General features: G+C 71.8%; 25 protein-coding genes and 1 tRNA gene. 12 read left to right on the plus strand and 14 right to left on the minus strand.

The window, feature by feature from the left end; all coding sequences use genetic code 11:
• Positions 1 to 26: 26 nt before the first annotated feature.
• On the plus strand, positions 27 to 1,823 hold the full coding sequence (locus QOL16_RS07400) for an AMP-binding protein (RefSeq protein ID WP_083395064.1): 1,797 nt from the start codon (positions 27 to 29) through the stop codon (positions 1,821 to 1,823).
• Positions 1,824 to 1,915: 92 nt separating this feature from the next.
• Here QOL16_RS07400 and QOL16_RS07405 read toward each other — a convergent pair whose 3' ends face one another.
• From QOL16_RS07405 to QOL16_RS07415, 3 genes are all read right to left on the minus strand, one after another.
• The gene (locus tag QOL16_RS07405) at positions 1,916 to 2,086 is read right to left on the minus strand and encodes a hypothetical protein (RefSeq protein ID WP_175473106.1); all 171 of its coding nucleotides are present in this window, start codon (positions 2,084 to 2,086) and stop codon (positions 1,916 to 1,918) included.
• Positions 2,083 to 2,232: a hypothetical protein gene (locus QOL16_RS07410; protein ID WP_171898689.1), complete on the minus strand. Its 150-nt coding sequence runs from the start codon at positions 2,230 to 2,232 to the stop codon at positions 2,083 to 2,085. The genes QOL16_RS07405 and QOL16_RS07410 overlap by 4 nt, the downstream gene beginning before the upstream one ends.
• A 79-nt stretch (positions 2,233 to 2,311) precedes the next feature.
• Positions 2,312 to 2,854, minus strand: a complete 543-nt coding sequence (locus QOL16_RS07415) for a MarR family winged helix-turn-helix transcriptional regulator (RefSeq protein ID WP_065959462.1) — start codon at positions 2,852 to 2,854, stop codon at positions 2,312 to 2,314.
• Positions 2,855 to 3,123: 269 nt separating this feature from the next.
• On the opposite strand from QOL16_RS07415, the gene QOL16_RS07420 reads away from it, so the two are divergent.
• The 3 genes from QOL16_RS07420 (at position 3,124) to QOL16_RS07430 (ending at position 6,765) form a co-directional block, all read left to right on the plus strand.
• Entirely contained in the window at positions 3,124 to 4,713 is a 1,590-nt protein-coding gene (locus QOL16_RS07420) for a long-chain fatty acid--CoA ligase (protein ID WP_065959460.1), read from the plus strand.
• Between the two features lie 12 nt (positions 4,714 to 4,725).
• Positions 4,726 to 4,798 (plus strand) — tRNA-Val (locus QOL16_RS07425).
• 161 nt (positions 4,799 to 4,959) lie between these two features.
• Positions 4,960 to 6,765, plus strand: a complete 1,806-nt coding sequence (locus QOL16_RS07430; RefSeq protein ID WP_083395063.1) for a histidine-type phosphatase — start codon at positions 4,960 to 4,962, stop codon at positions 6,763 to 6,765.
• Between the two features lie 156 nt (positions 6,766 to 6,921).
• Here the strand turns inward: QOL16_RS07430 and QOL16_RS07435 are convergent, their stop codons facing one another.
• From QOL16_RS07435 to QOL16_RS07450, 4 genes are all read right to left on the minus strand, one after another.
• Entirely contained in the window at positions 6,922 to 7,404 is a 483-nt protein-coding gene (locus QOL16_RS07435) for a DUF4265 domain-containing protein (RefSeq protein WP_071284890.1), read from the minus strand.
• A 105-nt stretch (positions 7,405 to 7,509) separates the two neighbouring features.
• Entirely contained in the window at positions 7,510 to 8,403 is an 894-nt protein-coding gene (locus QOL16_RS07440; RefSeq protein WP_071284889.1) for an NAD-dependent epimerase/dehydratase family protein, read from the minus strand.
• Between the two features lie 189 nt (positions 8,404 to 8,592).
• Complete coding sequence (locus QOL16_RS07445) at positions 8,593 to 8,733, minus strand: hypothetical protein (RefSeq protein WP_175473105.1); 141 nt, start codon at positions 8,731 to 8,733, stop codon at positions 8,593 to 8,595.
• A gap of 233 nt (positions 8,734 to 8,966) precedes the next feature.
• The gene (locus QOL16_RS07450; protein WP_071246789.1) at positions 8,967 to 9,743 is read right to left on the minus strand and encodes an L-threonylcarbamoyladenylate synthase; all 777 of its coding nucleotides are present in this window, start codon (positions 9,741 to 9,743) and stop codon (positions 8,967 to 8,969) included.
• A 343-nt stretch (positions 9,744 to 10,086) separates the two neighbouring features.
• On the opposite strand from QOL16_RS07450, the gene QOL16_RS07455 reads away from it, so the two are divergent.
• Positions 10,087 to 10,752 carry a hypothetical protein gene (locus tag QOL16_RS07455; RefSeq protein ID WP_071246791.1) on the plus strand — a complete coding sequence of 222 codons (666 nt, stop codon included), beginning with the start codon at positions 10,087 to 10,089 and terminating at the stop codon, positions 10,750 to 10,752.
• Between the two features lie 144 nt (positions 10,753 to 10,896).
• On the opposite strand, the gene QOL16_RS07460 is transcribed toward QOL16_RS07455, so the two are convergent.
• Positions 10,897 to 11,535, minus strand: a complete 639-nt coding sequence (locus tag QOL16_RS07460) for a biotin transporter BioY (protein ID WP_071284888.1) — start codon at positions 11,533 to 11,535, stop codon at positions 10,897 to 10,899.
• Positions 11,536 to 11,838: 303 nt separating this feature from the next.
• On the opposite strand from QOL16_RS07460, the gene QOL16_RS07465 reads away from it, so the two are divergent.
• The 4 genes from QOL16_RS07465 (at position 11,839) to atzF (ending at position 19,749) form a co-directional block, all read left to right on the plus strand.
• Complete coding sequence (locus QOL16_RS07465) at positions 11,839 to 13,497, plus strand: hypothetical protein (RefSeq protein ID WP_139266450.1); 1,659 nt, start codon at positions 11,839 to 11,841, stop codon at positions 13,495 to 13,497.
• Positions 13,494 to 14,210, plus strand: a complete 717-nt coding sequence (locus QOL16_RS07470; protein ID WP_065959447.1) for a GntR family transcriptional regulator — start codon at positions 13,494 to 13,496, stop codon at positions 14,208 to 14,210. The genes QOL16_RS07465 and QOL16_RS07470 overlap by 4 nt, the downstream gene beginning before the upstream one ends.
• A gap of 92 nt (positions 14,211 to 14,302) precedes the next feature.
• Positions 14,303 to 17,962 carry an urea carboxylase gene (uca, locus tag QOL16_RS07475; RefSeq protein WP_071284887.1) on the plus strand — a complete coding sequence of 1,220 codons (3,660 nt, stop codon included), beginning with the start codon at positions 14,303 to 14,305 and terminating at the stop codon, positions 17,960 to 17,962.
• Positions 17,963 to 18,000: 38 nt separating this feature from the next.
• Positions 18,001 to 19,749 carry an allophanate hydrolase gene (gene atzF / locus QOL16_RS07480; protein ID WP_071284886.1) on the plus strand — a complete coding sequence of 583 codons (1,749 nt, stop codon included), beginning with the start codon at positions 18,001 to 18,003 and terminating at the stop codon, positions 19,747 to 19,749.
• Positions 19,750 to 19,815: 66 nt separating this feature from the next.
• On the opposite strand, the gene QOL16_RS07485 is transcribed toward atzF, so the two are convergent.
• Complete coding sequence (locus QOL16_RS07485; RefSeq protein ID WP_065959440.1) at positions 19,816 to 20,010, minus strand: hypothetical protein; 195 nt, start codon at positions 20,008 to 20,010, stop codon at positions 19,816 to 19,818.
• Between the two features lie 300 nt (positions 20,011 to 20,310).
• On the opposite strand from QOL16_RS07485, the gene QOL16_RS07490 reads away from it, so the two are divergent.
• On the plus strand, positions 20,311 to 21,153 hold the full coding sequence (locus QOL16_RS07490) for an SDR family NAD(P)-dependent oxidoreductase (RefSeq protein WP_071246797.1): 843 nt from the start codon (positions 20,311 to 20,313) through the stop codon (positions 21,151 to 21,153).
• A 175-nt stretch (positions 21,154 to 21,328) separates the two neighbouring features.
• Here the strand turns inward: QOL16_RS07490 and QOL16_RS07495 are convergent, their stop codons facing one another.
• Complete coding sequence (locus QOL16_RS07495; protein ID WP_065959436.1) at positions 21,329 to 21,958, minus strand: TetR/AcrR family transcriptional regulator; 630 nt, start codon at positions 21,956 to 21,958, stop codon at positions 21,329 to 21,331.
• Between the two features lie 9 nt (positions 21,959 to 21,967).
• The gene (locus tag QOL16_RS07500; protein ID WP_071284885.1) at positions 21,968 to 22,726 is read right to left on the minus strand and encodes an acetoacetate decarboxylase; all 759 of its coding nucleotides are present in this window, start codon (positions 22,724 to 22,726) and stop codon (positions 21,968 to 21,970) included.
• A 123-nt stretch (positions 22,727 to 22,849) separates the two neighbouring features.
• Here QOL16_RS07500 and QOL16_RS07505 point away from each other — a divergent pair, with 123 nt between their 5' ends.
• Positions 22,850 to 23,713 (plus strand): 3-hydroxyacyl-CoA dehydrogenase family protein, encoded by an 864-nt coding sequence (locus QOL16_RS07505; protein ID WP_065959432.1) that lies wholly within the window; start codon positions 22,850 to 22,852, stop codon positions 23,711 to 23,713.
• A 244-nt stretch (positions 23,714 to 23,957) separates the two neighbouring features.
• Here QOL16_RS07505 and QOL16_RS07510 read toward each other — a convergent pair whose 3' ends face one another.
• On the minus strand, positions 23,958 to 24,698 hold the full coding sequence (locus QOL16_RS07510) for a peroxidase family protein (protein ID WP_217637637.1): 741 nt from the start codon (positions 24,696 to 24,698) through the stop codon (positions 23,958 to 23,960).
• Positions 24,699 to 24,837: 139 nt separating this feature from the next.
• Here QOL16_RS07510 and QOL16_RS07515 point away from each other — a divergent pair, with 139 nt between their 5' ends.
• Positions 24,838 to 25,251 (plus strand): VOC family protein, encoded by a 414-nt coding sequence (locus tag QOL16_RS07515; protein ID WP_065959429.1) that lies wholly within the window; start codon positions 24,838 to 24,840, stop codon positions 25,249 to 25,251.
• A 182-nt stretch (positions 25,252 to 25,433) separates the two neighbouring features.
• Here the strand turns inward: QOL16_RS07515 and QOL16_RS07520 are convergent, their stop codons facing one another.
• The gene (locus QOL16_RS07520; protein ID WP_175473156.1) at positions 25,434 to 25,574 is read right to left on the minus strand and encodes a hypothetical protein; all 141 of its coding nucleotides are present in this window, start codon (positions 25,572 to 25,574) and stop codon (positions 25,434 to 25,436) included.
• Between the two features lie 61 nt (positions 25,575 to 25,635).
• Positions 25,636 to 26,574: an SDR family oxidoreductase gene (locus tag QOL16_RS07525; RefSeq protein ID WP_071285670.1), complete on the minus strand. Its 939-nt coding sequence runs from the start codon at positions 26,572 to 26,574 to the stop codon at positions 25,636 to 25,638.
• Positions 26,575 to 26,668: the final 94 nt, after the last annotated feature.

Raw genomic sequence — 26,668 nt, forward strand, 5'->3', positions numbered from 1 at the left:
CGGCCGGGGTGCGGCATGATCGACCGGTGCCCTCCTCGAACCCGACCACGGCCTACCGCGCGGCGCGCGACGAGCTCCTCGCCGTCCTCGACGAGCACGACGCCGGCCGTGCCGAAGCAGCGCGCCGTGCCTTCCGGTGGCCCGACGTCGGCGAGACGTTCAACTGGGCGACCGACTGGTTCGACGTCGTCGCCCGGGGGAACGACCGCGTCGCTCTCTGGATCGTCGACGGCGAGGGCGGGTCGCGCACGACCTACGCCGAGATGGCCGCACGCTCGGACCGCCTCGCGGTGCACCTCGACCGCCTCGGGGTCCGCAAGGGTGACCACGTGCTCGTCATGCTCGGCAACCAGCTCGAGCTGTGGGAGACGATGCTCGCCGTGATGAAGCTCGGCGCCGTGATCCTGCCGACCTCCACGATGCTCGACACCGCCGACCTGCAGGACCGCATCGACCGCGGTGGCGTCGCACACGTCGTGACGAACCACGGCGAGACCCCGAAGTTCGACGGTGTCACGGGAGCGCCGTCGCGCATCGTGATCGGCGGCGCGGCCGACGGCTGGACGACCTACCCCGACGACCTCGGCACCCCGACCGACACCGCCGCGCGCCCCGTCGTCACGACCCTGACGACCGACCCCTGCCTGGTGTACTTCACCTCGGGCACGACGTCGAAGCCGAAGATGGTCGTGCACACGCAGGCCTCGTACCCGATCGGCCACCTCAGCACGATGCACTGGCTCGGCATCCGGCCCGGCGACGTGCACCTGGCGATCAGCTCGCCCGGCTGGGGCAAGCACGCCTGGAGCTGCTTCTTCGCGCCGTGGATCGCCGAGGCGACCGTGTTCGTGTACGACACCCCGCGGTTCGACCCGGCCGGGCTCCTCGACCAGCTCGACCAGGCCGGCGTCGACACCTTCTGCGCGCCGCCGACCGCGTGGCGCATGCTGCTGCAGGCCGACCTCGGCCCGAGGCCGCGGGCGCTCCGCGAGGTCGTCTCGGCCGGCGAACCGCTCAACCCGGAGGTCATCGCCCGCGTGCAGGGCGCCTGGGGCCTGACCATCCGCGACGGCTACGGCCAGACCGAGACGACCGCGATCATCGCGAACGCCCCCGGCGCACCGGTCACACCCGGTGCGATGGGCCGACCGCTGCCCGGCGTCACCGTCACCCTGCTCGACCCGCTGACCGGTGCGCCCGTCGACGAGGGCGAGGTCTGCCTCGACCTGGCCGAGCGGCCGACCAACCTGATGGCCGGGTACCTCGGCGACCCCGACCGCACCGCGGACGCGATGCGCGACGGGTTCTTCCACACCGGCGACGTCGCCTCGCGGGACGCCGACGGCCAGCTGACGTTCATCGGCCGGACCGACGACGTGTTCAAGTCGTCCGACTACAAGGTGTCGCCCTTCGAGGTCGAGAGCGCCCTGCTCCAGCACGCAGCCGTGGCCGAGAGCGCGGTCGTGCCCGCACCCGACACGGCGCGCCTCAACGTGGTGAAGGCCTACGTGACGCTCGCCGCGGGGTGGGAACCCTCCGAGGAGACCGCTCGGCGTGTGCTCGAGCACGCCCGGACCGCGCTGCCCGCCTACGCACGGGTGCGTCGGGTGGAGTTCGGCGAGCTGCCGAAGACCATCTCGGGCAAGATCCGTCGCGTCGAGCTGCGGGAGCGCGAGGAGCGTGCCGCGGCGTCGGGGACGGCGGTGACGGGGGAGTGGCGCGACGACCAGTTCCCCGAGCTGCGTGCGATGGGTCGGCGCGCGGACGGCCGGCACGGCGCTGCTGGGGCGGACGGGTCCGGGGTCGACGGATCCTCGTCCTGAGCTCGGACTGACCTGGCGTTCGCCCGGGGCGTCGGCAGCCGTGTCGGGCTGATCGCGCTGGTCCGATCAGCCGGCCCGCACGGACGGGTCGGTCAGGCGGCCCGGAAGAAGTCGCCGTAGGACGGGTCGCGCGGCACGTCGCCGAGCGTGCGGTGGTGCACGAGCGCCTCGATCTCGTCGGGGTGCCGCATGCCGCGGCGGTGCCACTCGTGCGGGTCGCGCTGCAGGGCGCCGAGGTCGCTGGTGTGGACCACGCGGCTCACGCTCCCAGGGTGACGATGCTGACGGCGGCGGCGGTGACCGTCACGGCCACGATGCCGACGGAGGTCGCGACCGCGGCGAGCAGGCGCCCGTGTGCCGCTTCCCGGACCTCGGAGAACTGCGAGTGTGTCGCGTCGATGGTGCTCATGGCCGGGCCCTCCCTGTGTCGTCGCACCCGCTGCTGCGGTGCTGGGACCAGACTGCGCCTGTTTCCCTAGTTTGTCTAACTACCGACTTGGATGCGTACGCATATGGGACATCGGGTCGCCCACCTCCGACCCGTCGGCGTCCATCGCATCGATCACGTCCGCGAAGAACGCGCGCATCTCGTCGATCGTCTGCGGGGACAGCCGCTCCGCCGCGGCGATCATCCGGGCGTGCACGTCGGTCAGTTCGGTCCGCACCTCGTCGTCGGTGTGGCCGGTCGCGACCAGGAGCACCCCGCGGCCGTCGTTCGGGTCGGCGCGCCGCTCGACGTGCCCCGAGGCGACGAGTCGCTTGAGCACCGCGGTGGTCGACGCCGAGGTGATCCCGAGGTGTGCCGTCAGGTCACCCGGGCGCACCTGCTGGCCGCGTTCACCGGCGCGGAGCAGGAACCGCACGGCCTCCATGTCGGTGGCGTTCATGCCCATCGACCGGCGCGTGCGTTCCCGCATCGCGACCTCCGAGGCGCGGTAGCGCCGCATCATCGTCAGCAGCTCGACACCGCTCCGACCGGGACGGCCCGGGTACCAGTACCCCGTCGCGCCGTACGTGTCGTCCTCGCTCACCCCGCACCACCTCCCGCAGTGGCCCAGACGGTACCGGGGTCCGCTCGCAGGTCGGGGTACAGATCCACGGTCGTCCCACCGTCGGGACACCCCCGACCCGTCGGCGCGGCACGCCTGACCCGTCGCCGCGGCGCGCCCCACCCGTCGGCGCGGCACGCCTGACCCGTCGCCGAGGCGCGCCCCACCCGTCGGCGGGGCACCCGTCCGCCGGAGCGGCACGGACCGTATGCTCCGGGGTGAGCACTCGTCACACGAGACGGAAGGTCGGCATGACCAGCACCGCACCCACCCCCGACACCACGGCGACCCCCGTCCGCCGTACCCAGGCGACCGCGTCGGTCGCCGCGATCCTCGCGGAGTCCGCCGCCCGGTTGCCCGACGACGTCGCCGTCGTCGTGGGGGACGAGCGCACGACCTATTCGGAGCTGTGGGCGCAGACGCTCGCGTACGCCGGTGCGCTCCGTGCGCGCGGCATCGGCGAGGGCGACCGGGTCGCCATGCTCGTCCCGAACGTCGCGGACTTCGCCCGCGTCTACTACGCGACCCTCGCGCTCGGCGCGGTCGTCGTGCCCGTGCACGCACTCCTCAAGCGCCGCGAGATCGAGTACGTCCTGCAGGACAGCGGCGCAGCCGTCCTCGTCTGCGCGGCGCCGCTGCTCGCCGAGGGGGCCGCGGGTGCGGCCCTCGCCGGTGTCGACGTGGTCACCGTGCTCGCGCCGGCCGACGCCGACACGGGGCACGACGGCCTGGAGGCGCTGGCCGCCGCCGCCACGCCCCTCACCACGTACACGCCCCGCGATCCCTTCGACACCGCGACGATCCTGTACACGAGCGGCACGACGGGGCGGCCCAAGGGTGCCGAGGGGTCGCACTTCGCGCTCCTCGCCCAGGTCGACACGAACCTGATGAGCACGTTCGACATGCGCCGCGGTGACGTCCTGCTCGGCGCGCTCCCGCTCTTCCACACGTTCGGGCAGACCTGCACGATGAACACCGGCTTCCGCGCCGGCGCCACCATCGTCATGCTGCCGAGGTTCGACGGCGACGCGGCCCTCGCGGCGATGGTCGAGCACGAGTGCGTGATCTTCATGGGGGTGCCGACGATGTACATGGCGCTCCTCGACGCCGCGAGCCGGAGCGACGCGCGCCCGGCCCTGCGCTACGCCATCTCCGGGGGAGCCTCCCTGCCGCTCGCCGTGCTCGAGCGCTTCCAGCAGGTGTACGACGCTCCGATCCACGAGGGCTACGGCCTGACCGAGACCTCGCCCGTCGCGTCGTTCAACCACGTCGGCACCGCACCGCGGCCCGGGACCATCGGCACGCCCGTCTGGGGCGTCGACATCGAGATCGCCGACCCCGAGGTCCAGGACGCCGTGCACTTCCTGCCCCGTGGCGAGATCGGCGAGCTCGTCATCCGCGGGCACAACCTCATGAACGGGTACCTGAACCGCCCGGAGGACACCGCCGCGGTCATGGTGGAGGGGTGGTTCCGCACCGGAGACCTCGGGACGAAGAGCGAGGACGGGTACCTCACCATCGTCGACCGGACGAAGGACATGATCATCCGCAACGGCTACAACGTGTACCCGCGGCAGGTCGAGGAGGTCCTCGCGACCCACCCCGACGTGACCATGGCCGCGGTGTTCGGCGTGCCGCACGAGGTGCACGGCCAGGAGGTCGCCGCCGCCGTCGTCCTGCGCGGTGGAGCGACCGTCACCCCGGAGGAGCTCGTCCGGTTCGTCGCCGACGAGATCGCCGCGTACAAGTACCCGCGCACGGTCCACGTCGTCGACGCGCTCCCGCTCGGCCCGAGCGGCAAGGTGCTCAAGCGCGAGTTGGTCGAGCGCTTCGGCCGGTAGGATCGGCCGGGAGGGCCTTTAGCTCAGCTGGTAGAGCGCCACGTTTACACCGTGGATGTCGTCGGTTCGATCCCGGCAGGGCCCACTGGAGAAACCCCCGAGCAGGAGCCGGACGGCGCCGCGCACGGACGCCGCGGGCCGTGCCGGGAGCACCGACCGGCCACCTCCGGGTCAAGCGCTGTTCACCGGCTGCCACTACCTCTGCTCGTCGGAACCTCGTCCGAGGCTCCCGACATCGGAGAACCCATGAACGCGCGCACCGCACTGTCCTGCATCGCCGTCACCGCCCTCGCGTCGCTGGCGCTCGCGGTACCGGCACACGCCGACGACACCCCCTCCCTCAGCAGCAAGCAGCCCTACGTCGCCCCCAGCCCGTCGGACATCGGTGCCTACTCGCCCGCTCCGGACGGCTACGCACCCGTCGCCACGGAGTCGGTCGCCCGACACGGCTCCCGGGGGCTCTCCTCCTACAAGTACGACGCGCTCCTGCACCGTGTCGCCGCGACGGCGCAGGCCGAGAACGGGTTCCTGACGCCGGAGATCGGGAGGGAGTTCTCCGCGAACCTGGACGCCATCACGGCGGCGAACGTCGAGAACGGCTACGGCATGCTCACCGGTCAGGGCGCCGCCCAGCACCGTGGCATCGGCGCGCGGGCCGCACAGCGCAACGCGCAGCTGTTCGCGGACGCGGCGAAGACGGGTGGGCGTGTCGTCGCCGAGACCTCGGGTGAGCCACGCGCCACCGAGTCGGGCGAGAACTTCCTGGCGGGCTTCGGGATGCCGGGTGTCGCGCTCGAGCCGCGTCCGGATCTGCTCTACTTCCACGAGGTCCAGAACCCGGACGGCACCGACAAGGCCGTGGGCTCGCCCGAGCGTGCGCGTGCCCAGGCGTACGAGGACTACATCGCCCGACAGACCGGTGCCGGCGGCACGATCGCGGCGGCGCTGCAGTACATCGAGAGCCGGCCGCGTTCGGTCACGGCGGCCGACGACCTGCTCTCCGGCATCTTCACGCCCCGGTTCATCGCTGCGATCGGCACGGACGCGGCGCACGTCTGGTACGACACCGCCGACGGCACCAAGGGCGGCGGGGTGACGTGCGCGCCCGGCGCCGACAGGACGGCGGACCCCGACGCCTGCGGCGATCCGAAGAAGTCGATCAAGACCCCGGTCGATGCGGCGATGGCGTTGTACAACCTGGACATCATCGCGGCGGACATGCACGACGAGGACGTCGCTCCGCACGAGTTCGACTTCACCCAGTACTTCGCAGGCCGATCGGCGGATGCCGAGTGGTTCGCGTACCTGCTCGACGCCGAGGACTTCTACGAGAAGGGCCCGAGCCTCGCCGGGCACGACGAGACGTACTCGATCGCCGAGCCCCTGCTCGACGACTTCTTCGCGACCATCGACGACCGCGTCGCCGGCGGCGACGTGGTCGCGACCTTCCGCTTCGCGCACGCCGAGACGATCATCCCGTTCGCTGCGCTGCTGCGTCTTCCGGGATCCACGGTCGCCGCACCCGACGATCCTGCTCCGGCGTCGGATGCCGACGTCTACGACTCCGCCACCAACCCGTGGCGAGGGTCCCAGGTGACACCCATGGCCGCGAACGTGCAGTGGGACGTCGTGGCGCGAACGGGCATCGACCCCGCCACCGGCGCGGCCTACACGCCGCTGGTGCGCATGCTCTACAACGAGCGTGAGATCGCGTTCGCCGCCGGGTGCCGTGCGGTCGCCGCCGGGTCGAACTGGGTCAAGGAAACCGAGCTCAAGCGCTGCCTCACCGGCGCGGCGATGTCCGAGAGCCCGCTGATCGCTGCTGCCACGCCGGGACCGGCGGGGACGCCCGCCTCGTCGCCCTCCCCGATGCCGGCCGTGACCACGACATCAGCGGCTCAGGGCGCCGGCACGCCGGTGGTCCCGGCGACGGGCACGCTGGCCGCGACCGGAGCACCGTCGCCCCTCGGGCCGGCGTCGCTCGCAACGCTGCTCCTCCTCGCCGGTACCGCAACGCTGGTGCTGCGTCGCCGGCGTCGGCGCACCGAGTGACACCGGTGTAGAGCGTCGGCATCCCCGGGGTCGCCGCTCCGTCGTCCCGCAGCCGGCGTCCTCCGCGCGTGGCGCTGCGGGCAGGATGAGCCCACCACTCTCGGCTGGTCACATCGCGACCCGAGCGGCCACCGGGACCCGATGGTGCTGGCTCCGTCAGATCCAAGCGGTCTCGTACGAGAGGTGCTCGCCGCGCTCCAGTTCGTCGAGGCCCCGACGGAGGGACTCCAGCCGTCCACGACCGACGACGGAGCAAGCCACGAGGCGCCCGCGCGTCTCGACCGCTGCGCAGTGGGTCGTGAGCAGGTCCCGCAACGCGGCGACGTCTCCGTCGGGTGCGAGGAGGACGCGAAGCGACCAGTGATCGCTCCGCTCCAGGACGTCCCCAGGGGTCAGGCCGATCTCGGCGTCGTCCGCGAGCGCGACGACATCACCGAGGCAGAAGCCGTAGGTGAAGAACGGGATGCAGCACAGCCGGTAGCGCTGGTCACGGAGCTTCTCGAAGAGCAACTGTTCGAACCGGAGCGACCCTGGGCCGCTGTCATCGAACGTCGTGTTCGCAACGAAGTCGACCTTGTCGCCCCACGCCGGAGCGGGGTGGAGGACCCACTCGTCCGGATTCGACGGCAGCGGCAACATGATTCCCTTCCACACTGACCGACAGCCGACGGCCGGCGCCCGCGAGCAAGCGTACTGAGCGTCGAGCGCGGGAGCGGCTCAGGAGAGAGCGGCCCTCCGAACGGGTCAGGGACGTCCCGGCAGCCGGAGGTCCCGCCACGTGAAGCCGCCTCGGGGTGGGAGTGCGGCCAGGATGTGATCACTGTCGAAGCGGGCCTTCGGTGCCAGGTCGTCGGGCAGATCCCCGGCGGGCTGTGTCGCCTCCGTGACACCCTCGGCGAGCATCCGCACCTGCGCCTTGGCGACGAGTGGCACCCGCATCGTCCACTCGGTGACCTGCGCGAGCACCCGGTGCGCCCAGACCGGTGCCGGGAACACCCACACCGGCCGACCGACCACGCCGGCGACACGGCGGACGGCCTCGCTGAGCAGCAGCGCCTCGCCGCCGCGGACCGCGACGGTCCTGCGTGACAGTCGTCCCTCCAGTGCGCCGACCAGCACGTCCACGAGTTCAGCGACCGGGATCGGGCTGATCGTCTTCTCGCGCAGACCGACGGAAGCGAACAGCGGCACGGTCTGCACGGTGTGGCTGAGATGGTCGACGAGGTGGTCACCGTGGCCGTAGATCATGCCGGCCTTGAGCACGGTGTAGTCGAGCCCAGAGGCGCGGACCATCTCCTCCGCTGCCCACTTCGTCTCGTGGTACGGAGACCCCGTGCCCGGTCGCGCCCGCAGGAAGCTCAGGAGGACGACTCGCTGCACCCCTGCCCGGTGCGCTGCTTCGAGCACGGCGGCCGTCCCGCGGATGTGCACCCGCTCGAACGACTGGTCACCGATCTCGCGGTTGATGCCCGCGCAGTGCGCCACGGTGTCGACGCCCGCGAACGCCTCGGTGAGCGCGTCGACGTCGTCGATCTCGATCCCGGTCCGACGGGAGACGATCACCACGTCCTCGGGGTCGTACCGCTCCGCGAGGTGCCGTCCGACGAAGCCGGTCCCGCCCGTGATCGCAACCCGCATGCGTCTCTCTTCCGTCAGGGACGCCGCGCGTCCTCGATTCGAACTCTAGGGCGTTCGGGACCGTTCGACGGCGCTCCACATCGGGCGGCGCGCTCGACTCCACGTGCACGGTCGAGGACCGAGCCGTCCCGTGCCAGCCCGAGCTCCCCGCCGACTCGTGGGCCCGATCCGGTGTCCGGTGCCGATCGACTACCGGGCGCCAGTGGTGTCGCCTGGTCCGGAGCGGTGGTCGTGCCCCACGGGGCAGTCGCACCAGACGAGGATCTGCTCACCGGTCGCGATGCCGGTGAACGTCTCGACGTGGCGGGATGGGGACGGTGTGTTCGTCATGGTGACTCCTGATCCGACGGGTGGCTGGGTGGTCGCGGGTGATCCCGCGCTGCGGAACCCGTCCCGCGACTCGTGCTCGTGCTCGTGCTCGTGCTCGTGCTCGTGCTCGTGAGGACAGTCGGTGCACCCGCTCCTGCGGGCGGTCGCGATCGGGGACTTCGGACGGACGCGTCCCGACGCGATCGACGAGTTCGGACGGCGTGCTCCCGGTCCTCACTCGGTCGGACGCCTGCCTAGTGGTACTGCCCGTGGCGGTGGTCCCAGCTCGGGAACTGGTCGGACAGGAACCGCATGATGCGGTCGAGGTCGAGTCCCTTCCGGATGAGCGTCGGAACCGGAGCGACCGAGCGGGCTCCGTGTTGCTCGGGCACGAGGTGCCCGCCCTGGTCGACCATCGACACCATGACGCCCTGTTCCCAGCGGGTGTCAGCGTCGCGGTCGGGCTGGACGGAGGCGACGTAGTCGTCGGCCTCGACGAGGAGGTCCGCTGCGCCAGCGATCCGATCGCCGATCCCGGCGAGGACACCGCGGTTCCCCTGCCCGGACGGGTTCGCCGAACTCGCGAACGAGAGCAGTTCGTGCTGCTCCCAGAGGTCTCGCGCGATCGATTCGGCCGGCACTCCGAAGCGGATGACGAAGCACGACGTCGCCCGGCTGTCCATCACGAGTTCGCGGGAGCCGTCGTCGGGGATGTGTCGCAGTCCGTCCGGGCGCCAGGGGAGGATGCAGCCGAGCAGGACGTCCTCGTTCCAGCAGCGTTCGTAGAGTGCGTCGATCTCCGGCGTCGTCTCGGCCAGTCGATGCACCATCTCGAGCGAGCTGACGAGGACCACCCCGGGCTTCGACAGGGGCCGCTGCTTGGCGTCGAACTTCCGCTCCAGGCCACGTCGATCGGTCGTCATCACGATGTAGCCGACCTTGGTGGGGGCGACGATCATGCCACCCGGGGCCACGAGGCGCTGCGCTGCCGCTGCCTGCACGTCGTCACTCCATCGCACTGCTGTGGTCATCGGCCCGGCCTCGTCCCTGACAGATCATCGGTCTTCGTCAGACGATCGTATGGCGAACGATGGGGCCACCGCTGCTGATTCCCAGCGTGCACGCGGGCTGTCGGCGCAGACGGAGAGGTCGTTCAGCGAGCCGGCGGCGGCCGTGCCATCGGGCGGTGCGGCCTGCTGACCTGCACGACCAGGATCGCGTCGGGTCGCGCCGCTGAACGCGCACTCACCAGACGTTCGTCTGACCGTCACCCCGAGTTGGTCGGCGGAGGGGTCGTCCTTCGGCCGTACGTCGGTTCCGGCACCGACGATCCCGACGGGTGATGGTCACCCCTCGTCAGCAAGGAGAACAGTCATGGGAACCCTCGTTCCGACTCGTGCCACCGAGCGCCGGCGCACCACGCTCCTCGCGCTCACCGTGTCGACCCTGGCGGTCCTGCTCGCGGTGCTCGTCGCGCCCGGGCCGGCGTCCGCGTCGACGACCACTCCGTCGGATGCACGAGCGGCAGTGGTCCGCTCGATCGAGCGCGGCACCGTCCTGGTGGACATCCGGTCCGGGGCGCTCTCGTCGACGATGCTCGACCAGGTCGCGACGACTGGCTTCAGCGTCGGTGGACAGACGATGCGCCACTGGACCGACCTGACCACGCAGGAGGACGCGGAGGCGCGTGCGACGGCATCGCGGATGACGCCGCAGCAGCTGCTCGGCACCTCCGGTGACGGTGGTGCCGTCGCCGCGCCGCGCACCGCGGCCGGGGACCCGGCCGCCGAGATCGGGGAGAGCAAGCACTGGTGGAGCAACCACGAGTACTTCCTCTCCGGCCAGGTGGTCCGCACGATCGTCACCGTCGGTGCGGGCGTCTACCTCGCCGCCGTCTGCATCAGCCTCGACCTGTCGAAGACCTCGTGCACCGCCCTCGGGGTCCTCGTCGCCGGTGCGGCGGAGTTCATCAAGAGCGGTGGATGCGGTCGCGGGTACTGGTTCGACTTCCCGCAGGTCTGGAAGTCGCACTGCGGCTGAGGTCCGACGCGAGCGTGGGCGGCGTGCTCCGGTGCGCCGCCCACCGGTGCTCCGGAGGGTCGGTCGCCGCGGGTCGCGGTGGGCAGGAAGTTCGGCTGACGCCCCGGACAGGGCCCGGACCGGACGCGGGCGCCGCGGAAGGACTCAGGCGGAAGGTCCGCTGGTCCGTCGACCCTGGTGTGCCCGGCGCGGACGGCGGGGGACGAGTCGCCAGGTCAGCGGGAGGAGTCCGGCGGCGAGCAGGGCCTTGAGCGCGTCACCGACGAGGAACGGCACGAGTCCTGCGCCGAGGACGGCTGCGGGGGAGTGCGGAGCGCCGAGGTGCGTGAGGCTGATCGCGAGCCAGGGCAGCGCGACGGCGTACATCGCGGCGGAACCGAGCCCGAACGCGGCGAGGGAGCGCAGCGGTGTGCGGTCCCAGCCTCGCTCGGCGAGGAAGCCGACGAGGGCGGCGGCGACGACGAAACCGACGAGGTAGCCGCCGGAGGGCATCGCGAACGGGTTGCCGGAGGCGCCGCCGGTGAAGACCGGCAGACCGACGGTGCCGGCGACGAGGTAGAGGCTGGTGGCGGCGGCTGCCCGGCGGGTGCCGAGCGCGGCGCCGAGGACGAGGACCGCGAACGTCTGACCGGTGATCGGTACGGGCCACAGCGGGACGGTCAGCTGCGCTGCCGCTGCGAAGAGACCGGTCCCGGCGACGACGGTGGCGACGTTCGCAGTGGTTCCGCGGGCGACGAGATCGCCGAGGACGTGCGGCGTGGTGGTGGTGCTGGTCGTGGTCACGGTAGGCCTCCGGGTCTGTTCCTGGACGGGTGAGGTGCACCGAGCGTCGCACGACCGGGCCCGCGAAGTTGTGTACAACAGTGTGTCCAGCGCTGTCGACACAGGAAAGTTCGTTCCGGGGAACATGCCGGAAACATCCCGTCGCCAGGCTCGTTGCCACGCCCCCGGTCGTGTCCCGGTGGCGTCGCCCGGTCCACTCCGATGACGTGGTGTGTGTCGTTCCGGGTCTTCACCTCAGCCGTGCACCACCGATCGAAAGGGTTCGCCGTGTCCACTGACGTCGAGGCACCTCACGACGGCACCATCACTGTTCCTGGCTCCTCCGCATCGTCCGACACCCGCGCTGCGACGCGGGAGAGCCTGGAGGACTACACGCTGCGCTTCGCTCCTCGCTCCTACCGGAAGTGGGGCGCAGGAGTCGTCGCGACGAGCGCACTGGGCGGGATCGCGTACCTCGCCGACTTCTCGATCGGCGCGAACGCCGGCATCGCCTACGGGACGACGAACGCGCTGCTGGGCATCCTCGTCGCCGCGGTGGTCATCTTCGTCACGGGGATCCCGCTGGCGTACTACGCCGCCCGGTACAACATCGACCTGGACCTCATCACCCGGGGGTCGGGTTTCGGGTACTACGGCTCGGTGATCACGAACGTGGTCTTCGCCACCTTCACGTTCATCTTCTTCGCCCTCGAGGGGTCGATCATGGCGCAGGGCCTGGAGCTCGGGCTGCACGTGCCGCGGCCGCTCGGGTACGCCGTGTCCACGCTGATCGTCATCCCGCTGGTCGTGTACGGGATGAAGGCGCTCTCGAAGCTGCAGGTGTGGACCACCCCGTTCTGGTTGGTGCTCATGGTGGTGCCGCTGGCCTACCTGCTCGTCTCCGACCCGTCGTCGCTGTCGACCTTCTTCGCCTACGCGGGCAAGGACGGCTCCGGGACCGGGGTCAGTCCCGCATCGGTCATGCTCGCTGCGGGTGTGTGCCTGTCGCTGATCGCGCAGATCGCCGAGCAGATCGACTACCTCCGGTTCATGCCGCCCCGCACCGACGCGAACCGTCGCTCGTGGTGGCGTGCGGTGATCATCGCGGGCCCGGGTTGGGTGGTGTTCGGCGCGTTGAAGCAGGCGATCGGCCTCTTCATCGCCGTCTACCTGATCGCGACGCTCGACCCGGCAGCGTCGGCGACGGCGAACGAGCCGGTGCACCAGTTCCTCGGCGTGTACGAGCGGATGATGCCGGGGTGGCTGGCCATGACGCTCGCCGTGGTCCTGGTGGTGCTGTCGCAGATCAAGATCAACGTCACCAACGCCTACTCCGGCTCGCTGGCGTGGACGAACGCCTTCACCCGGGTCACCCGCACGTACCCGGGCCGGCTCGTGTTCGTCGTCGTCAACCTCGCGATCGCGTTGGCGCTGATGGAGCTGAAGATGTTCGACTTCCTCAACACCATCCTCGGCTTCTACGCCAACTGCGGGATGGCCTGGATCGTGACGGTCGCCGTGGACATCGCCGTCAACAAGTACCTGCTGGGCTTGTCGCCGAAGCACCCGGAGTTCCGCCGCGGCATGCTGTACGCCTGGAACCCGGTCGGGGTGGTGTCGCTCCTGCTCGCCGCCGGCGTCTCGATCGCGGTCTTCTTCGGTGCGTTCGGTCCCGGCGTCGCTCCGTTCTCGGCGATCTTCGCCGTCGCGATCCCGATCGTGGTGACGCCCCTGACGGCGGTGCTGACCCGCGGGCGGTTCTACCTGCGCCGCACCGACGACGGCATCGACCTGCCGATGCTCGACGCCGACGGGAACCCCAGCGGGGAGCTGCTGCGCTGCCACGTCACGGGCCTCGAGTTCGAACGCCCGGACATGCTGCTCTCGGCAGAACGCGCTCCGGACGGGTCGGCGCAGTACATCTCGTCCCTGGCGTTGGCGACGGACAAGACGGGCCGGTACGTCCTGCCGGAGCAGCGATGACCGCCGCGGACGACCGGGCCCCCGCGACGGGTCGGCGGGGGCGTTCCCGCACCGACGTCGTCTACGAGCACCTCCGGGAACAGCTGATGAACGGCCGGTACGCGCCGCGCAGCCGACTCCGCGAGGACGCGATCGCGCACGAACTGCAGGTGTCCCGCACGCCGGTCCGGACGGCGCTGTTCATGCTCCGTGCCGACGGGCTGATCGACAACGACGAGTACGGGTACCGGGTGGTGCTGCCGGACCTGCACCACCTGGCCGAGCTGTACGAGCTCCGCGTCACGATCGAGATGCGCGGCGTGCAGCGCACCGTCGAACGGGAGCTCGCCGGCTACGACTTCGCGCTCCTCGGCGCGGAGCTGGACCGGTGGCGGGAGCTGCGCCGATCGCCCCCGTCGCCCACGCCCCAGTTCGTGATGGACGACGAACGCTTCCACGTCACGCTGTGCCGCGCCGCCGGGAACGAAGCCCTCGTCGAGGCGCTGGAGAGCGTCAACCACCGCATCCGCGCGGTCCGCATGTACGACTACGTGACCGAAGACCGCATCACCGCCACCATCGACGAACACCTCGCGATCGGTGACCTGGTGGTCGCCGGACACCTCGAGCAGGCCAAGACCGCGCTCGGGGAACACATCGGCGAGTCCATGGACACGGTGATGGCGCGCGCGACGCGCGCGATCACCAACATGGTCACCCGCGGCGTCCTCTGACCCCACCCCGACCGCCGCCCGCGCCGCCGTCGGTCGGCGCGGGCGGTGCCCCTCCTCCGTCTCGCCACCACCCGGGAAGGCAACCACCCACCATGCCTGAGCAGCAGCCTGCGTTCGAGAGCGTCCTGATCGCCAACCGCGGGGAGATCGCCCGCCGCGTCATCCGCACCGCGAAGCGGATGGGCCTGCGCACCATCGCGGTGTACTCCGACGCGGACCGTGCCAGCGCCCACGTGCGCGAGGCCGACGAAGCGCACCGCCTCGGCCCGGCCGCCCCGGAGCAGAGCTACCTCGACGTCGACCGCATCCTCGCCGCCGCACGGGCGTCCGGGGCCGGCGCCGTCCACCCGGGCTACGGGTTCCTGTCCGAGAACCCCGGGTTCGCCCGAGTGGTCGAAGCCGCCGGGCTGGTGTTCATCGGCCCGACGTGGCAGCAGATCGAGGCGTTCGGACCGAAGCACACCGCCATCGCGATCGCGACGGAGTGCGGTGTGCCCTGCGTGCCCGGGTCAGGACTGGTCGACACCGTCGACGAGGCGGCGACGGCCGCGGAGCGGATCGGCTACCCGGTGATGGTCAAGGCCTCCGGCGGGGGTGGCGGCGTGGGGATCTCCACCTGCTGGAACGAGGCCGACCTGCGGGCAGCGTTCGGGTCCGTGACCCGACTGGCGGCTGCGAACTTCGCCACACCGGGGGTCTTCGTCGAGAAGTTCATCGCCCGTGCGCGCCACCTCGAGGTGCAGGTCTTCGGCGACGGCGACGGGACCGTCCGGATCCTCGGCGACCGGGACTGCAGCCTCCAGCGCCGACACCAGAAGGTCGTCGAGGAAGCCCCCGCCCCGGACCTGCCCGGACACGTCCGCACGCTGATGCACGCCAGCGCGACCGCACTGGCCGAGCACGTCGGCTACCGGTCCGCGGGGACGGTCGAGTTCGTCTACGACACCGACACGCAACAGGTGTACTTCCTCGAGCTCAACACCCGCCTCCAGGTCGAACACCCCGTCACCGAGCAGGTCTTCGACGTCGACCTCGTCGAGTGGATGCTCCGCGTCGGACTCGGCGACACCGGCCCGTCCGGCTTCCTCGCCGGCACCACACCCGTCCCGAACGGTCGTCACGCGATCGAAGCGCGTGTCTACGCCGAGGACCCGGTGAAGCACTACCAGCCCTCCACGGGGCTGCTCACCCGGGTCCGGTTCCCCGACACCGACGGTGCGGAGCGCGGCGACGTGCGGATCGAGACGGGCGTCGAGACGGGCGACGAGGTCTCTCCGGTCTACGACCCCATGCTCGCGAAGGTGATCGTCACCGCCGACGACCGTCGCACCGCCTTCGCCGCCCTGCAGCGCGCCCTGTCGGACACCGAGGTCGCCGGCATCGAGTCGAACCTCGGCCTGCTGGGGGCGATCTGCACCACCGACGCGGTGCTCGACGCGGCCGTGACCACGAACCTCCTCGAGGACGTCTCCGATCCCCGGCCACGCATCGACGTGCTCCGGGGCGGCGCATCGACGACCATCCAGGACTGGCCCGGCCGGATCGGTCTCTGGCAGGTCGGCATCAGCCCCGGCGGCCCCATGGACGACCGCTCCTTCCGGGCGGCGAACACCGCCGTCGGCAACCCGGAGGGCGCCCCGGCCCTGGAGTGCACCGTCTCCGGACCGGCGCTGCGGTTCACGGAGGAGACCGTCGTCGCCGTCACCGGCGCACCCGCACCCGTCACGGTCGACGGGGTCGCCGTCCCGCAGTGGGAGCCGATCACCGTCCCCGCGGGCGGCACGCTCGACGTCGGCACCGTCCGCGGGACCGGGGTGCGCACCTACCTCGCCGTCCGCGGCGGCCTCGACGTGCCCAGCTACCTCGGCAGCGCAGCCACCTTCGAGCAGGGCCGCTTCGGCGGGCACGGCGGCCGCCCGATCGCCACCGGGGACGTCCTCCGTGCCACCACCACCACGTCGCTGGCCACGCCGACCGTCATCGATCCCGCCGCCCGGATCAGCACGAGCAGCAGCTGGGAGCTGCACGTCACCGAGGGCCCCCAGCCCGCCCCGGAGTACTTCACCCGGGAGGACGTGCAGCAGCTCTACGACGCCACGTGGACCGTGCACTTCCACGCCGCCCGCACGGGGGTGCGCCTGATCGGCCCGAGACCGACGTGGGCGCGCAGCGACGGTGGGGAGGCCGGCCTGCACCCCTCGAACCTGCACGACAACGCGTACTCCGTCGGCGTCGTCAACTTCACCGGCGACACCCCCTCCGTCCTCGGCCCGGACGGGCCGAGTCTCGGCGGGTTCGCGTGTCCGGTCACCGTGGTGAGCGCGGACCGCTGGAAGCTCGGCCAGCTCCGCCCCGGCGACACCCTCCGGTTCGTCCCCGTCGACAGCACCCAGCTGCCCGCGATCGCCGAGGCGAACCGCACGAACACCGTCTTCACGCCGACCCTGAGCCGTCGCGACGACGACGACGGCGTCCTGGCCGCCCTGCCCGCCACCGGGACGACCCCGGCGGTGGTGTACCGGCGCGGCGGCGACGACAACGTGCTCGTCGAGTACGGGCCGATGACGTTGGACCTCGGCCTGCGCATGCGGGTCCACGCCCTGATGCAGGGCCTCCGCGAGGCGGCGCCGGCCGGGCTCGTCGACCAGACCCCCGGCGTCCGGTCACTGCACCTGCACGTCGACCCCGCGGTGCTGCCGATCCGACGCCTCGTCGACCTGCTGGTCGAGATCGAGCAGCACCTGCCCGCCACGGACGACCTCGTCGTCCCGAGCAGGGAAGTGCACCTGCCGCTCTCGTGGGACGACCCGACCGTCGCCGAGGCGATCGCCCGCTACGGCTCCCTCATCCGCGACGACGCCCCGTGGAACCCCTCGAACATCGAGTTCATCCGCCGCGCCAACGGGCTGGAGACCACCGACGACGTGCAACGCATCGTCACCGAGGCCGAGTACATGGTCCTCGGACTCGGCGACGTGTACCTCGGCGCCCCCGCCGCCGCGCCGCTGGACCCCCGGCACCGACTCCTGACCACCAAGTACAACCCGGCCCGGACCTGGACGGCAGAGGGAACCGTCGGCATCGGCGGCACGTACATGTGCATCTACGGCATGGACAGCCCCGGCGGCTACCAGCTCGTCGGGCGCACCGTCCCCATCTGGGCCGGCCTCCGAGCGCGACGGACGTCCTTCACCGACGGACACCCCTGGCTGCTGCGGTTCTTCGACCGCATCAGGTTCCACCTCGTCAGCCCCGACGAACTCACCGACCTGCGCGCCGAGATGGCAGCGGACCGGCTGCAGCTCGACATCCGCCCCGGCGAGTTCTCCCTCCGGCAGCACCAGGAGTTCCTCACCCGACACGCCGCGGACATCGAGGCGTTCCGCGCCCGCCAGGCCGCCGCGTTCGAGACCGAGCGCCTCGCGTGGGAAGCCGCCGGCGAGTTCGCACCGCGCGACGACGGAGCGGCCGCTGCGACGACCACGGACGACGTGTACAGCCGCCTGCCCGACGGAGCGACCGTCGTCGAGGCACCGATGGCCGGGGCCGTCTGGCGGGTCGACGCCGCCGCGGACGACGTCCTCGACGACGGCGCGGACCTGCTGGTGCTCGAGGCGATGAAGATGGAGACACCGGTCCGGGCGCCGCACCACCTCACCGTGCTGGAACTGCTCGTCGCCCCCGGGGACACCGTGGCGGCGGGCCAGCCCCTCGCCGTCGTCACCGCAGCCGACGTCCACGCCGACGTCTGACCACCGGCCAGCGCCCCGAAACGGAGACGACCCGCACCATGAGCACCACCACTCCCACCTTCCGTCCCACGGCCGCCGCTCCCACGCCGGACCCGGTCGCCCGCGTCACCGCGGCCTACGAGCGGATCGCGTCCGTCGACCGACCGGAGGTCTGGATCACCCTCCGGGACCGGGACGACGCGCTGGCCCGGGCACGCACCGTGCAGGAACGCCTGGACACGGTCGGTGCCGAACGCCTCCCGCTGGCCGGCACGGTGATCGCCGTCAAGGACAACATCGACGTCGCGGGACTGCCCACGACGTGCGCAGCACCGTGGACCGGGTTCGTCCCCGACGAGAGCGCGACGGCCGTCGCCCGTCTCGAGGACGCCGGTGCGGTCGTGATCGGCAAGACCAACCTCGACCAGTTCGCCACCGGTCTCGTCGGTACCCGCAGCCCCCACGGCGTCGTCCGGAACGCGTTCGACCCGGGACTCGTGTCCGGCGGGTCCAGTTCCGGGTCGGCGGTCGCCACCGCGCTCGGCATCGTCGACGCCGCCCTCGGCACCGACACGGCAGGGTCCGGTCGAGTCCCGGCCGCGTACAACCGGCTCGTCGGCATCAAGCCGACCCTCGGACTGGTGCCCGCTCGCGGCATGGCCCCTGCGGCTCCGTCCTACGACACCGTCACGGTGTTCGCTCCCACCCTCGCCGTCGCCGAGCACGTCGCCGCCGTCATCACCGGGGTCGATCCGCTCGACCCCACCAGCCGTGCGTGGGACCCGGCTGCTCCCGCCGCCGCGCCGCCCACGCCGCGGCTGGCGATCGCGCGGGAACCGGACCTCGCGCCGCTCAGCCCCGCGTGGCGCGCCAGCTACGACCAGACGCTCGAGGTGTTGCGCGCCGCCGGCGCGGAACTGGTCGAGACGGACATCACCCCGCTGCTGGACGCTGCGAAGCTGCTCTACGACGGTGCGCTCGTCGCCGAGCGCACGTACGCCGTCGGCCACCACCTCGACCCCGACCACGGATCGGGGGACCCGAGCGTGACCGCGATCATCCGGGGCGGGCACGGTCCGAGTGCCGTCGACCTGGTGGCCGACCAGCAGACCCTCCGGCGCGCGGCCCTGACCGCTCGGACACTCCTCGGCGAGGTCGACGCGCTCCTGCTGCCCACCGCGCCCGGCCACCCGAGCATCGCCGACGTGCAGGCCGACCCGATCGGCGTGAACTCGTGGGTCGGGACCTTCACCAACTTCGTCAACCTGCTCGACCTCGCGGCGATCGCGGTCCCCGGAGCCGAGGCCGACGGCCGACCCTTCGGCGTCACGCTCATCGGTCCGGCCTTCTCCGACGCAGCCCTCGCCGACCTGGCCGACCGGTTCCTCCTGCACGAGACGGGGCGATCTGCGCCGTGGCGCCCGCCGACGATCGACATCGCCGTGTTCGGAGCCCACATGAGCGGACAACCCCTGAACCGGCAGCTCACCGACCTGGGTGCCGTCCACGCCGGACCCGCGGTCACCGCGCCGCGCTACCGCCTCCACGCCCTCCCGACGACGCCGCCGAAGCCCGGCCTGGTCCGCGTGCACGACGGCGGCGCCGCGATCACGGGGGAGCGGTGGTCGATCCCCGCCGCACGCGTCGGCACCTTCCTGACGCAGCTCGTCGCGCCGATGACCGTGGGCGTCGTCGAGCTCGGGTCCGGCGACACGGTCCTCGGCTTCCTCTGCGAACCGCTCGCGACCGTCGACGCACCGGACATCACCGACGCGGGGTCCTGGAGGTCCCACCTCGCGGCGCGGTAGGACCCGCGACGCGCGACGGCCGGGGCGGCGGCGACACGCCCCCCGCCCCGGCCGACGTGCAACGCGTCACCAGTGCACGTGCCACCCGATCGAGTTGTTGGTCGAGCCCCCGTGCGCCGACTCGGCGTGGGCGGTCGTCGGGGTCGCGGGCCCGCCGAGTGCGGCCGTCGCCGCGACGGCCACCGCCGCGGCGACGAGGCCGATCCGGGGCACGAGCGCCCCCAGGGACGAGAGGGACGGGGTCGAGGTCGAGGTCGTCATCAGGTTCTCCTCCGGACGGACGGACGGACGGACGGACGGTCGGATGGGCGGACGGTCGGATCGGACAGGAACGGATCCGAACGAGCAGTGCAGGCCGCACCGCCTCGCGAGACGATCGTATGGCGAACCCTGCATCGCGAGCCCTGAGAACCCGACCAGCCGCCGGCCGTCCGCGCCGCCAGGACGGCCCGCAGCCGGGACGCGTGGCAGGGTTGACCTGTCCGTCGAGCGCGCGGCTCCGGGTGGTCGACGCCGACCGGAGCCGACCGCCACCGCACGTCGTCACGCACGAGGAGACCCATGTCCCGCAAGACCATCGTCATCACCGGGGCCAGTGACGGCATCGGTGCCGCCGGCGCACGTCAGCTCGTCGCGGACGGGCACGACGTCGTGGTCGTCGGCCGTTCAGCCGACAAGACGCGCGCTCTCGCGGAGGAACTGCACGTGCCGTTCCACCTGGCCGACTTCGCCGAGCTGGAGCAGGTCCGCACCCTCGCCGCGGCGCTCCGGTCCGAGCACGCCCGCATCGACGTGCTGGTGAACAACGCCGGCGGGATCTTCGGTGACCGGGCCCGCACCGCGGACGGGTTCGAGAAGACGCTCCAGGTCAACCACCTCGCCCCGTTCCTGCTGACGAACCTGCTGCTCGACACCCTCCTCGACAGCCACGCGACCGTGGTCAACACGTCGAGCATCGCGGCACGGCTGTTCGGCCGGATCGACCTCGACGACCTCGGCAACGAGCGGCGGTACTCGTCGAACAAGGCCTACGGCGACGCGAAGCTGGCGAACGTCCTGTTCACCAAGGAACTGCACCGGCGCTTCCACGCCGACGGGCTGTCCGCCGCCGCGTTCCACCCCGGGGTGGTCCGCACCAACTTCGCCGCCGACACGACGAGCCTCATGCGCTTCGTGTACCGCACCCCGCTCGCCCGCGTGTTCGGCTTCATCGGCCCCGAGGCCGGCGCGGCGCCGATCTCGCAGTTCGCCGAGGGGGAGCCCGGCGTCGACTGGACCTCCGGCGAGTACTACGAGAAGGGCGTCGTGGCGCGGACCAACCCGCAGGCAGCCGACCCTGCCCTCGCCGCAGGACTCTGGGAGCGGAGCGCCGCGATGGTCGGACTGGCGTCCTCCGGACGCTGACCCGGCGACGCCGGGGCCGGACCGGTGACGGGTGACCGGTCGTCGGGGCCGACACCCGTGAGCGGGACGGACGCCGGGACGGACGGGAGGCGCGGTGCGGGCCCGCACCGCGCCTCCCGTCCGTCCTCCGGTCACCGACCGAAGCCGTCATCGCGGCGGCGCGCAGGCGGCGCCGTCAGCGCTGCGGGACCGGTTCCGTGAGGCCGAGGATGCAGCCCTCCACCGCCGCGATGCGGACGCGCTCGGTGTCGTCGTGCAGGACGCTCTGGCTGACCGCGCCGACGTGCGCGGCGACGACGGCGCGGGTGAACAGTGCCGGGTCGACGGTCGGTCGTCGCCCGATCCGCGCGAGGCTGCCGACGAGCAGCGGCTGCAGGGTGTCGTGGAAGTGGTCGGTGTGCTCGCGCAGCAGCCGGTTCAGCGCCTCGTCGTGCCGCGCGCGGGTGATCAGCACCGAGCGGATCGCGTACCACTTCTCCTCCGGCGGGAGCCCCGACACGACGCCGCGGACGACGTCGTCGATGGTCGGGTCGTCGGCGGTCTCGGCGCGCTCGAGCACGCCGCTGAGCAGCTCGAACACCAGGGCCGCCTGCTGCTCGTACACGGCGAAGAAGAGCTCGTCGACACTGCTGAAGTTCGAGTAGAACGCGCCGCGGGTGAACCCCGCGCGGCTGACGACCGCCTCGACGCTCACCGCCGTGGTGCCGGTCTCGTCGAACACCGCCTCGGCGGCCGCGACGAGCTGCGCCCGGGTGCTGCTGCGCCGTCGGACCGGTCGCGCGGCTGCCGGAGGGGGAGTGCTCATGCGTCCACGCTACTGAGCCGTCGGCGGCACCGCGGCGAGGTAGTCGTGGACGGGCCGGACCGGGGCCAGGGTCAGGTCGGTCAGGACGTGCGACGCGCTCACGACCTCGAGGACGGGCAGGTCGGCCATCGGTGCCATGACGTGCTCGAAGAGCTGCAGTCGCGCCGGTCCGGTCCAGGCCTCCTTGACCGTGACGTCGGTGATCTCGGTGCGCACGAGGTGTGCGGCCCGCAGGCCCTGGGTGAAGACGTCGGGCACGAACTTCACCATGAACGTCGGCACCGCGATCTGCGCCCGCGCCTCGTCGAGGTCGAGCGGTTCCCACTCGTACGCCATCGTCGCGGTCGCCACACGCTCGGTGCCGCGGTCGAGCGTCCCGACCAGGGCGCCCTCGTCGACGCGCAGCCGCGGGGTGCCGAGCACCTTCGGGTACGCGATGAGCTCGCGGCCGGAGACCGTGGCGGCGAAGTTGTCGAGGTACATGGCGTGCAGGTACTCGCCGTGCTCGCCGTCGTGGGTGACCTGGATCGCCTGTCCGGACTCGACGTAGGGGCCGTAGCCGTCGACCTCCCCCATCTTCATGACCTCGAACCGGACGAGTGGCTCCTCGACGACCAGGGGCTCGGGCACGACCGCGCGGAGCGCCTCGGGGTCGGTGCGGTAGACGACGTTGAGGTACTCGCGGTCCCGGAAGCGCGTGGCGCGCATCGGGTACACGGGGGCGGTGAGCGGGGTGGTGCCCCGGCGCAGCGCGTCGAGGGGATCCATGGGTCGTCCTTCCGATTGCAGTACAGATCGTATCGAGTACAGTCTGTATCGAGAGGTCCGGAGTGACAAGTCCCGGGCCCCATCCGTCCCCACGAGGGACCCCGCACCCGAGAGGAAGCCCAGATGGCGTACCAGCTGCCCGCAGACCACCGGTCCCGCCCCGTCGCCGTGATCGGAGGCGGCACGCTCGGCCGCCGCATCGCGCTCATGTTCGCGAGCGGGGGTGCCGAGGTCCGCGTCCACGACCGCTCCGAGCAGGTCCGGGACGACGCGGTCGCCTACGTCGAGGCCACGCTGCCCGAGGTCGTCGCGGCGCGGGACGGCGCGGTCGCCGGTTCGGTCCGCGGTGACGGCGACCTCGCCTCGGCCGTCGAGGGCGCCTGGCTCGTCGTCGAGGCGATCCCCGAGCGCCTCGACCTGAAGACGCCGCTGTTCGGACAGCTCGACCGGCTCGTCGCCGCCGACACGATCCTCGCCACGAACTCGTCGTCGTACCCGTCGCGGCTCGTGGTCGACGAGGTCGAGCACCGCGAGCGGGTCCTCAACGTGCACTTCTCCATGCCGCCCCAGCAGAACGCCGTCGACCTGATGAGCGACGGTGAGACCAACCCGGGGATCATGACGTTCCTGCAGGAGCACCTGCCCCGCTACGGCGTCTTCCCGTTCGTCGCGCGCCGGGAGTCGACCGGGTTCATCTTCAACCGGATCTGGGCGGCCATCAAGCGCGAGTCGCTGGCGGTCGTGGCCGACGGCGTCTCGACACCCGAGGACGTCGACGCCATGTTCCGGATCAACTCGGGTGCCCCGGCCGGGCCGTTCCGGATGATGGACCAGGTCGGTCTCGACGTCGTGCTCGACATCGAGGACCACTACGCCGCCGAGGACCCGCACCTGCCGGAGGGGCCGCGTCGGCTGCTGCACGAGTACGTCGACGCCGGACACCTCGGCGTGAAGACCGGTCGGGGGTTCTACCGCTACGACGACTGAGCCGCGTCCGCCTCCGCGTCCGCGGACGCGGACCTGGACCGGTGAGCCGACCGCAAGCGGTGACGGACGGGAGGCACGGCACCGGACCGGCACCGCGCCTCCCGTCCGTCAGCCGACCACGGTCAGACCGACGGTCGCCCGGTCAGGCCGCCATCGGACCGGAGCGGCGGTGCCCGCGGACGTCGAAGCGGTCGAGCATCATCACCTTGTGCCAGACCGCGACGAAGTCGCGGACGAACCGCTCCTAGCCGTCGCTGCCGGCGTCGACGTCGGCGACGGCCCGCAGCTGCGCGTTCGACCCGAACACCAGGTCGGCGCGCGAGGCCGTCCACCGTGCCTCGCCGGACGCCTGGTCCCGGCCGGTGAAGGTCGTGGCCGCGTCGTCGTCCTTCGTCCACACCAGCGCCGTGTCGGTCAGGTCGACGAAGAAGTCCGTCGTGAGCACGCCCACCCGGTCGGTGAGCACGCCCGTGTCCGAGCCGTCCCAGTTCGCGCCGAGCACGCGCAGTCCGCCGGTCAGGACGGTCCACTCGGGTGCCGTCAGCGTGAGCAGGTTCGCCCGGTCGAGGAAGACCGCCTCGGGCGCGACGCCCGCCGCGAAGTCGTCGTACCGCGGGGAGACGAAGTTCCGGAAGCCGTCGGCGACCGGGCGGAGCCACTCGAACATCTCGACGTCGGTGCGGTCCTGCGTGGTGTCGACCCGACCCGGTGTGAACGGCACGGTGGTCTCGGTGCCGGCGGCCCGTGCCGCCTGCTCGACGCCGACGCACCCGGCGAGCACGACGAGGTCGGCGAGCGAGACCTGCCGGCCGCCGGAGGTGCGGGCGAAGTCCGCCTGCACGCCACGCAGGGCCTCGACGACGGGGACGGTCCGGCAATTGACGGCCCAGTCCTTCTGCGGGGCCAGGGCGCGCTTCGCTCCGTGACTGGGAGGAGCACGTGAGACCGGCCGCTCGGCGCTGTGGATCCGGTCACGAGCGAGCACCCGCCGGGCGTCCACAGGGCCCCGCCGGGCGTCCGTCGGGCACCCGCCGCGCACCCGCCGGACTTCCGCCGGCGGCGACGACCTGCCAGCATGGTCCCCACCGGACGACGACGTCCGTCAGACCCGAAGGGACCCCGCCGTGTCCGTCACGCTCAACCCGTACATCGGCTTCCGCGACCAGGCCCGCGAGGCCCTCGACTTCTACCACCGCGTCTTCGGCGGGGAGCTCAAGACGATGACCTTCGCCGAGGGCGGCATGGTCCAGGACCCGGCCGACGCCGACAAGGTCATGCACGGCCAGATCGTCGCCGAGGACCTGACGCTGATGGCCTCGGACGCCCCGGCGAGCATGCCGACGCCGACCGAGAGCAACATCTCGGTGTCCCTCAGCGGCGACGACGAGGCACGGCTCACCGGCTACTGGGAGGGCCTCGCCGACGGCGCGACGGTCATCGAGCCGCTGACGAAGGCGCCGTGGGGCGACACGTTCGGCATGCTCACCGACCGCTTCGGGGTCACCTGGCTCGTGAACGTCAGCGGCGTCCCGGCCTGAGCGGGCCGGGTCGCGGTCCGCGGGACCACGGACGGACGGGAGGCGCGGTGCCAGCCGGCACCGCGCCTCCCGTCCGTCGATCGGTGCTGACCACCGACCGGATCTGACCGACGGTCAGCGCCGATCCGCGATCAGTGCCGTCCGTCGATCAGTGCTGACCGTTGATCAGTGCTGACCGTTGATCAGTGCTGACCGTTGATCTGGCCGAGCCAGCGACCGAAGGTCGCCTCGTGTTCGTCGTGCAGCACGCGCAGCGTCGTGGTGGTGGGGTTCCAGCGTCGCTCGGTGTCGGCGCCGTGCCCCTCGTGGAGGTCCAGGCTCATGATGTGCTCCTTCGCAGGTCTGTGGATGGTTCGACGCCGGGGGCGGCTCCGGCATTCCCGATCACGGCGTGACCATGCCGCCGTTGACGTTCAGGGTCTCGCCGACGACGAAGCTCGACTCCTGCGAGGCGAGGAACACGTAGGCCGGCGCGAGCTCGGCGGGCTGCGCGGCGCGGCCCATCGGAGACTCGCTGCTGCCGAACTCGGGGAGCGACTCGGGGTCGACACCGCCGCTCGGCTGCAGGACGGTCCAGGTGGGCCCCGGAGCGACGACGTTCACCCGGATCCCGCGCTCCACGAGGAGCTGCGACAGCCCCTTCGAGAAGTTGTTGATCGCGCCCTTCGACGCGGCGTAGTCGAGCCGGTCGGGTGCCGGCTGGTACGCCTCCATCGACGCGGTCGTCGTGATGGTCGACCCGGGCTCGAGGTGGGGGAGCGCGGCCTTCACGAGCCGGAACAGCCCGAACACGTTGACGTCGAACGTCGCCTCGAACTGGTCGTCGGTGATGTCGAGCAGGTCGGGCTGCCAGCGCTGCTTGCCGGCGACGCTCACGACCGTGTCGATCCCGCCGAGCTCCGCCACGGCGCGCTCGATCAACTCGCCCGCGTACGCCTTGTCGCGCAGGTCTCCCGGCACGGTCACCGCGCGGCGACCGGCGGCCTCGACCTGCTCGACCACGTGGTCGGCGTCGGACTGCTCCTCGGGCAGGTACGCGAGGACGACGTCGGCACCCTCGCGGGCGAAGGCGATCGCGACGGCCGCGCCGATGCCCGAGTCAGCCCCGGTGATGACCGCACGTCGGCCCTGCAGGCGCCCGGTGCCGCGGTAGGAGTCCTCGCCGAGGTCGGGGACCGGGGTCATCTGCGACTGCAGGCCAGGCTCGTCCTGGGTCTGCGGATCGGGGGAGACGTTCGGGTAGCGGGTCCGCGGGTCGCCGAACACGAACTGGTCGACGGGTGCTGCCTGGTCGTCGGGCGCGTGCCCGTCCTGCTCGGTCATGCTCGTGTGGCTCCTTCGACGGTGGGTGTTCCGGGGGACACACAACCCGTCCACCCCTGGAAGCACCTGCAGTGGCGTCCGTTGTGCGCACCGT

The organism is Curtobacterium sp. MCBA15_004 (genome assembly GCF_001865055.2).
Taxonomy (GTDB): domain Bacteria; phylum Actinomycetota; class Actinomycetes; order Actinomycetales; family Microbacteriaceae; genus Curtobacterium.

Excerpts from the sequence above, each read along its gene's own strand:
- QOL16_RS07410 (WP_171898689.1), bottom strand. The coding sequence starts at position 2,232 with ATGAGCACCATCGACGCGACACACTCGCAGTTCTCCGAGGTCCGGGAA.
- QOL16_RS07420 (WP_065959460.1), top strand. The coding sequence starts at position 3,124 with ATGACCAGCACCGCACCCACCCCCGACACCACGGCGACCCCCGTCCGC.
- QOL16_RS07430 (WP_083395063.1), top strand. The coding sequence starts at position 4,960 with ATGAACGCGCGCACCGCACTGTCCTGCATCGCCGTCACCGCCCTCGCG.
- QOL16_RS07435 (WP_071284890.1), bottom strand. The coding sequence starts at position 7,404 with ATGTTGCCGCTGCCGTCGAATCCGGACGAGTGGGTCCTCCACCCCGCT.
- QOL16_RS07440 (WP_071284889.1), bottom strand. The coding sequence starts at position 8,403 with ATGCGGGTTGCGATCACGGGCGGGACCGGCTTCGTCGGACGGCACCTC.
- QOL16_RS07445 (WP_175473105.1), bottom strand. The coding sequence starts at position 8,733 with ATGACGAACACACCGTCCCCATCCCGCCACGTCGAGACGTTCACCGGC.
- QOL16_RS07450 (WP_071246789.1), bottom strand. The coding sequence starts at position 9,743 with ATGACCACAGCAGTGCGATGGAGTGACGACGTGCAGGCAGCGGCAGCG.
- QOL16_RS07455 (WP_071246791.1), top strand. The coding sequence starts at position 10,087 with ATGGGAACCCTCGTTCCGACTCGTGCCACCGAGCGCCGGCGCACCACG.
- QOL16_RS07470 (WP_065959447.1), top strand. The coding sequence starts at position 13,494 with ATGACCGCCGCGGACGACCGGGCCCCCGCGACGGGTCGGCGGGGGCGT.
- uca (WP_071284887.1), top strand. The coding sequence starts at position 14,303 with ATGCCTGAGCAGCAGCCTGCGTTCGAGAGCGTCCTGATCGCCAACCGC.
- atzF (WP_071284886.1), top strand. The coding sequence starts at position 18,001 with ATGAGCACCACCACTCCCACCTTCCGTCCCACGGCCGCCGCTCCCACG.
- QOL16_RS07485 (WP_065959440.1), bottom strand. The coding sequence starts at position 20,010 with ATGACGACCTCGACCTCGACCCCGTCCCTCTCGTCCCTGGGGGCGCTC.
- QOL16_RS07490 (WP_071246797.1), top strand. The coding sequence starts at position 20,311 with ATGTCCCGCAAGACCATCGTCATCACCGGGGCCAGTGACGGCATCGGT.
- QOL16_RS07495 (WP_065959436.1), bottom strand. The coding sequence starts at position 21,958 with ATGAGCACTCCCCCTCCGGCAGCCGCGCGACCGGTCCGACGGCGCAGC.
- QOL16_RS07500 (WP_071284885.1), bottom strand. The coding sequence starts at position 22,726 with ATGGATCCCCTCGACGCGCTGCGCCGGGGCACCACCCCGCTCACCGCC.
- QOL16_RS07505 (WP_065959432.1), top strand. The coding sequence starts at position 22,850 with ATGGCGTACCAGCTGCCCGCAGACCACCGGTCCCGCCCCGTCGCCGTG.
- QOL16_RS07520 (WP_175473156.1), bottom strand. The coding sequence starts at position 25,574 with ATGAGCCTGGACCTCCACGAGGGGCACGGCGCCGACACCGAGCGACGC.
- QOL16_RS07525 (WP_071285670.1), bottom strand. The coding sequence starts at position 26,574 with ATGACCGAGCAGGACGGGCACGCGCCCGACGACCAGGCAGCACCCGTC.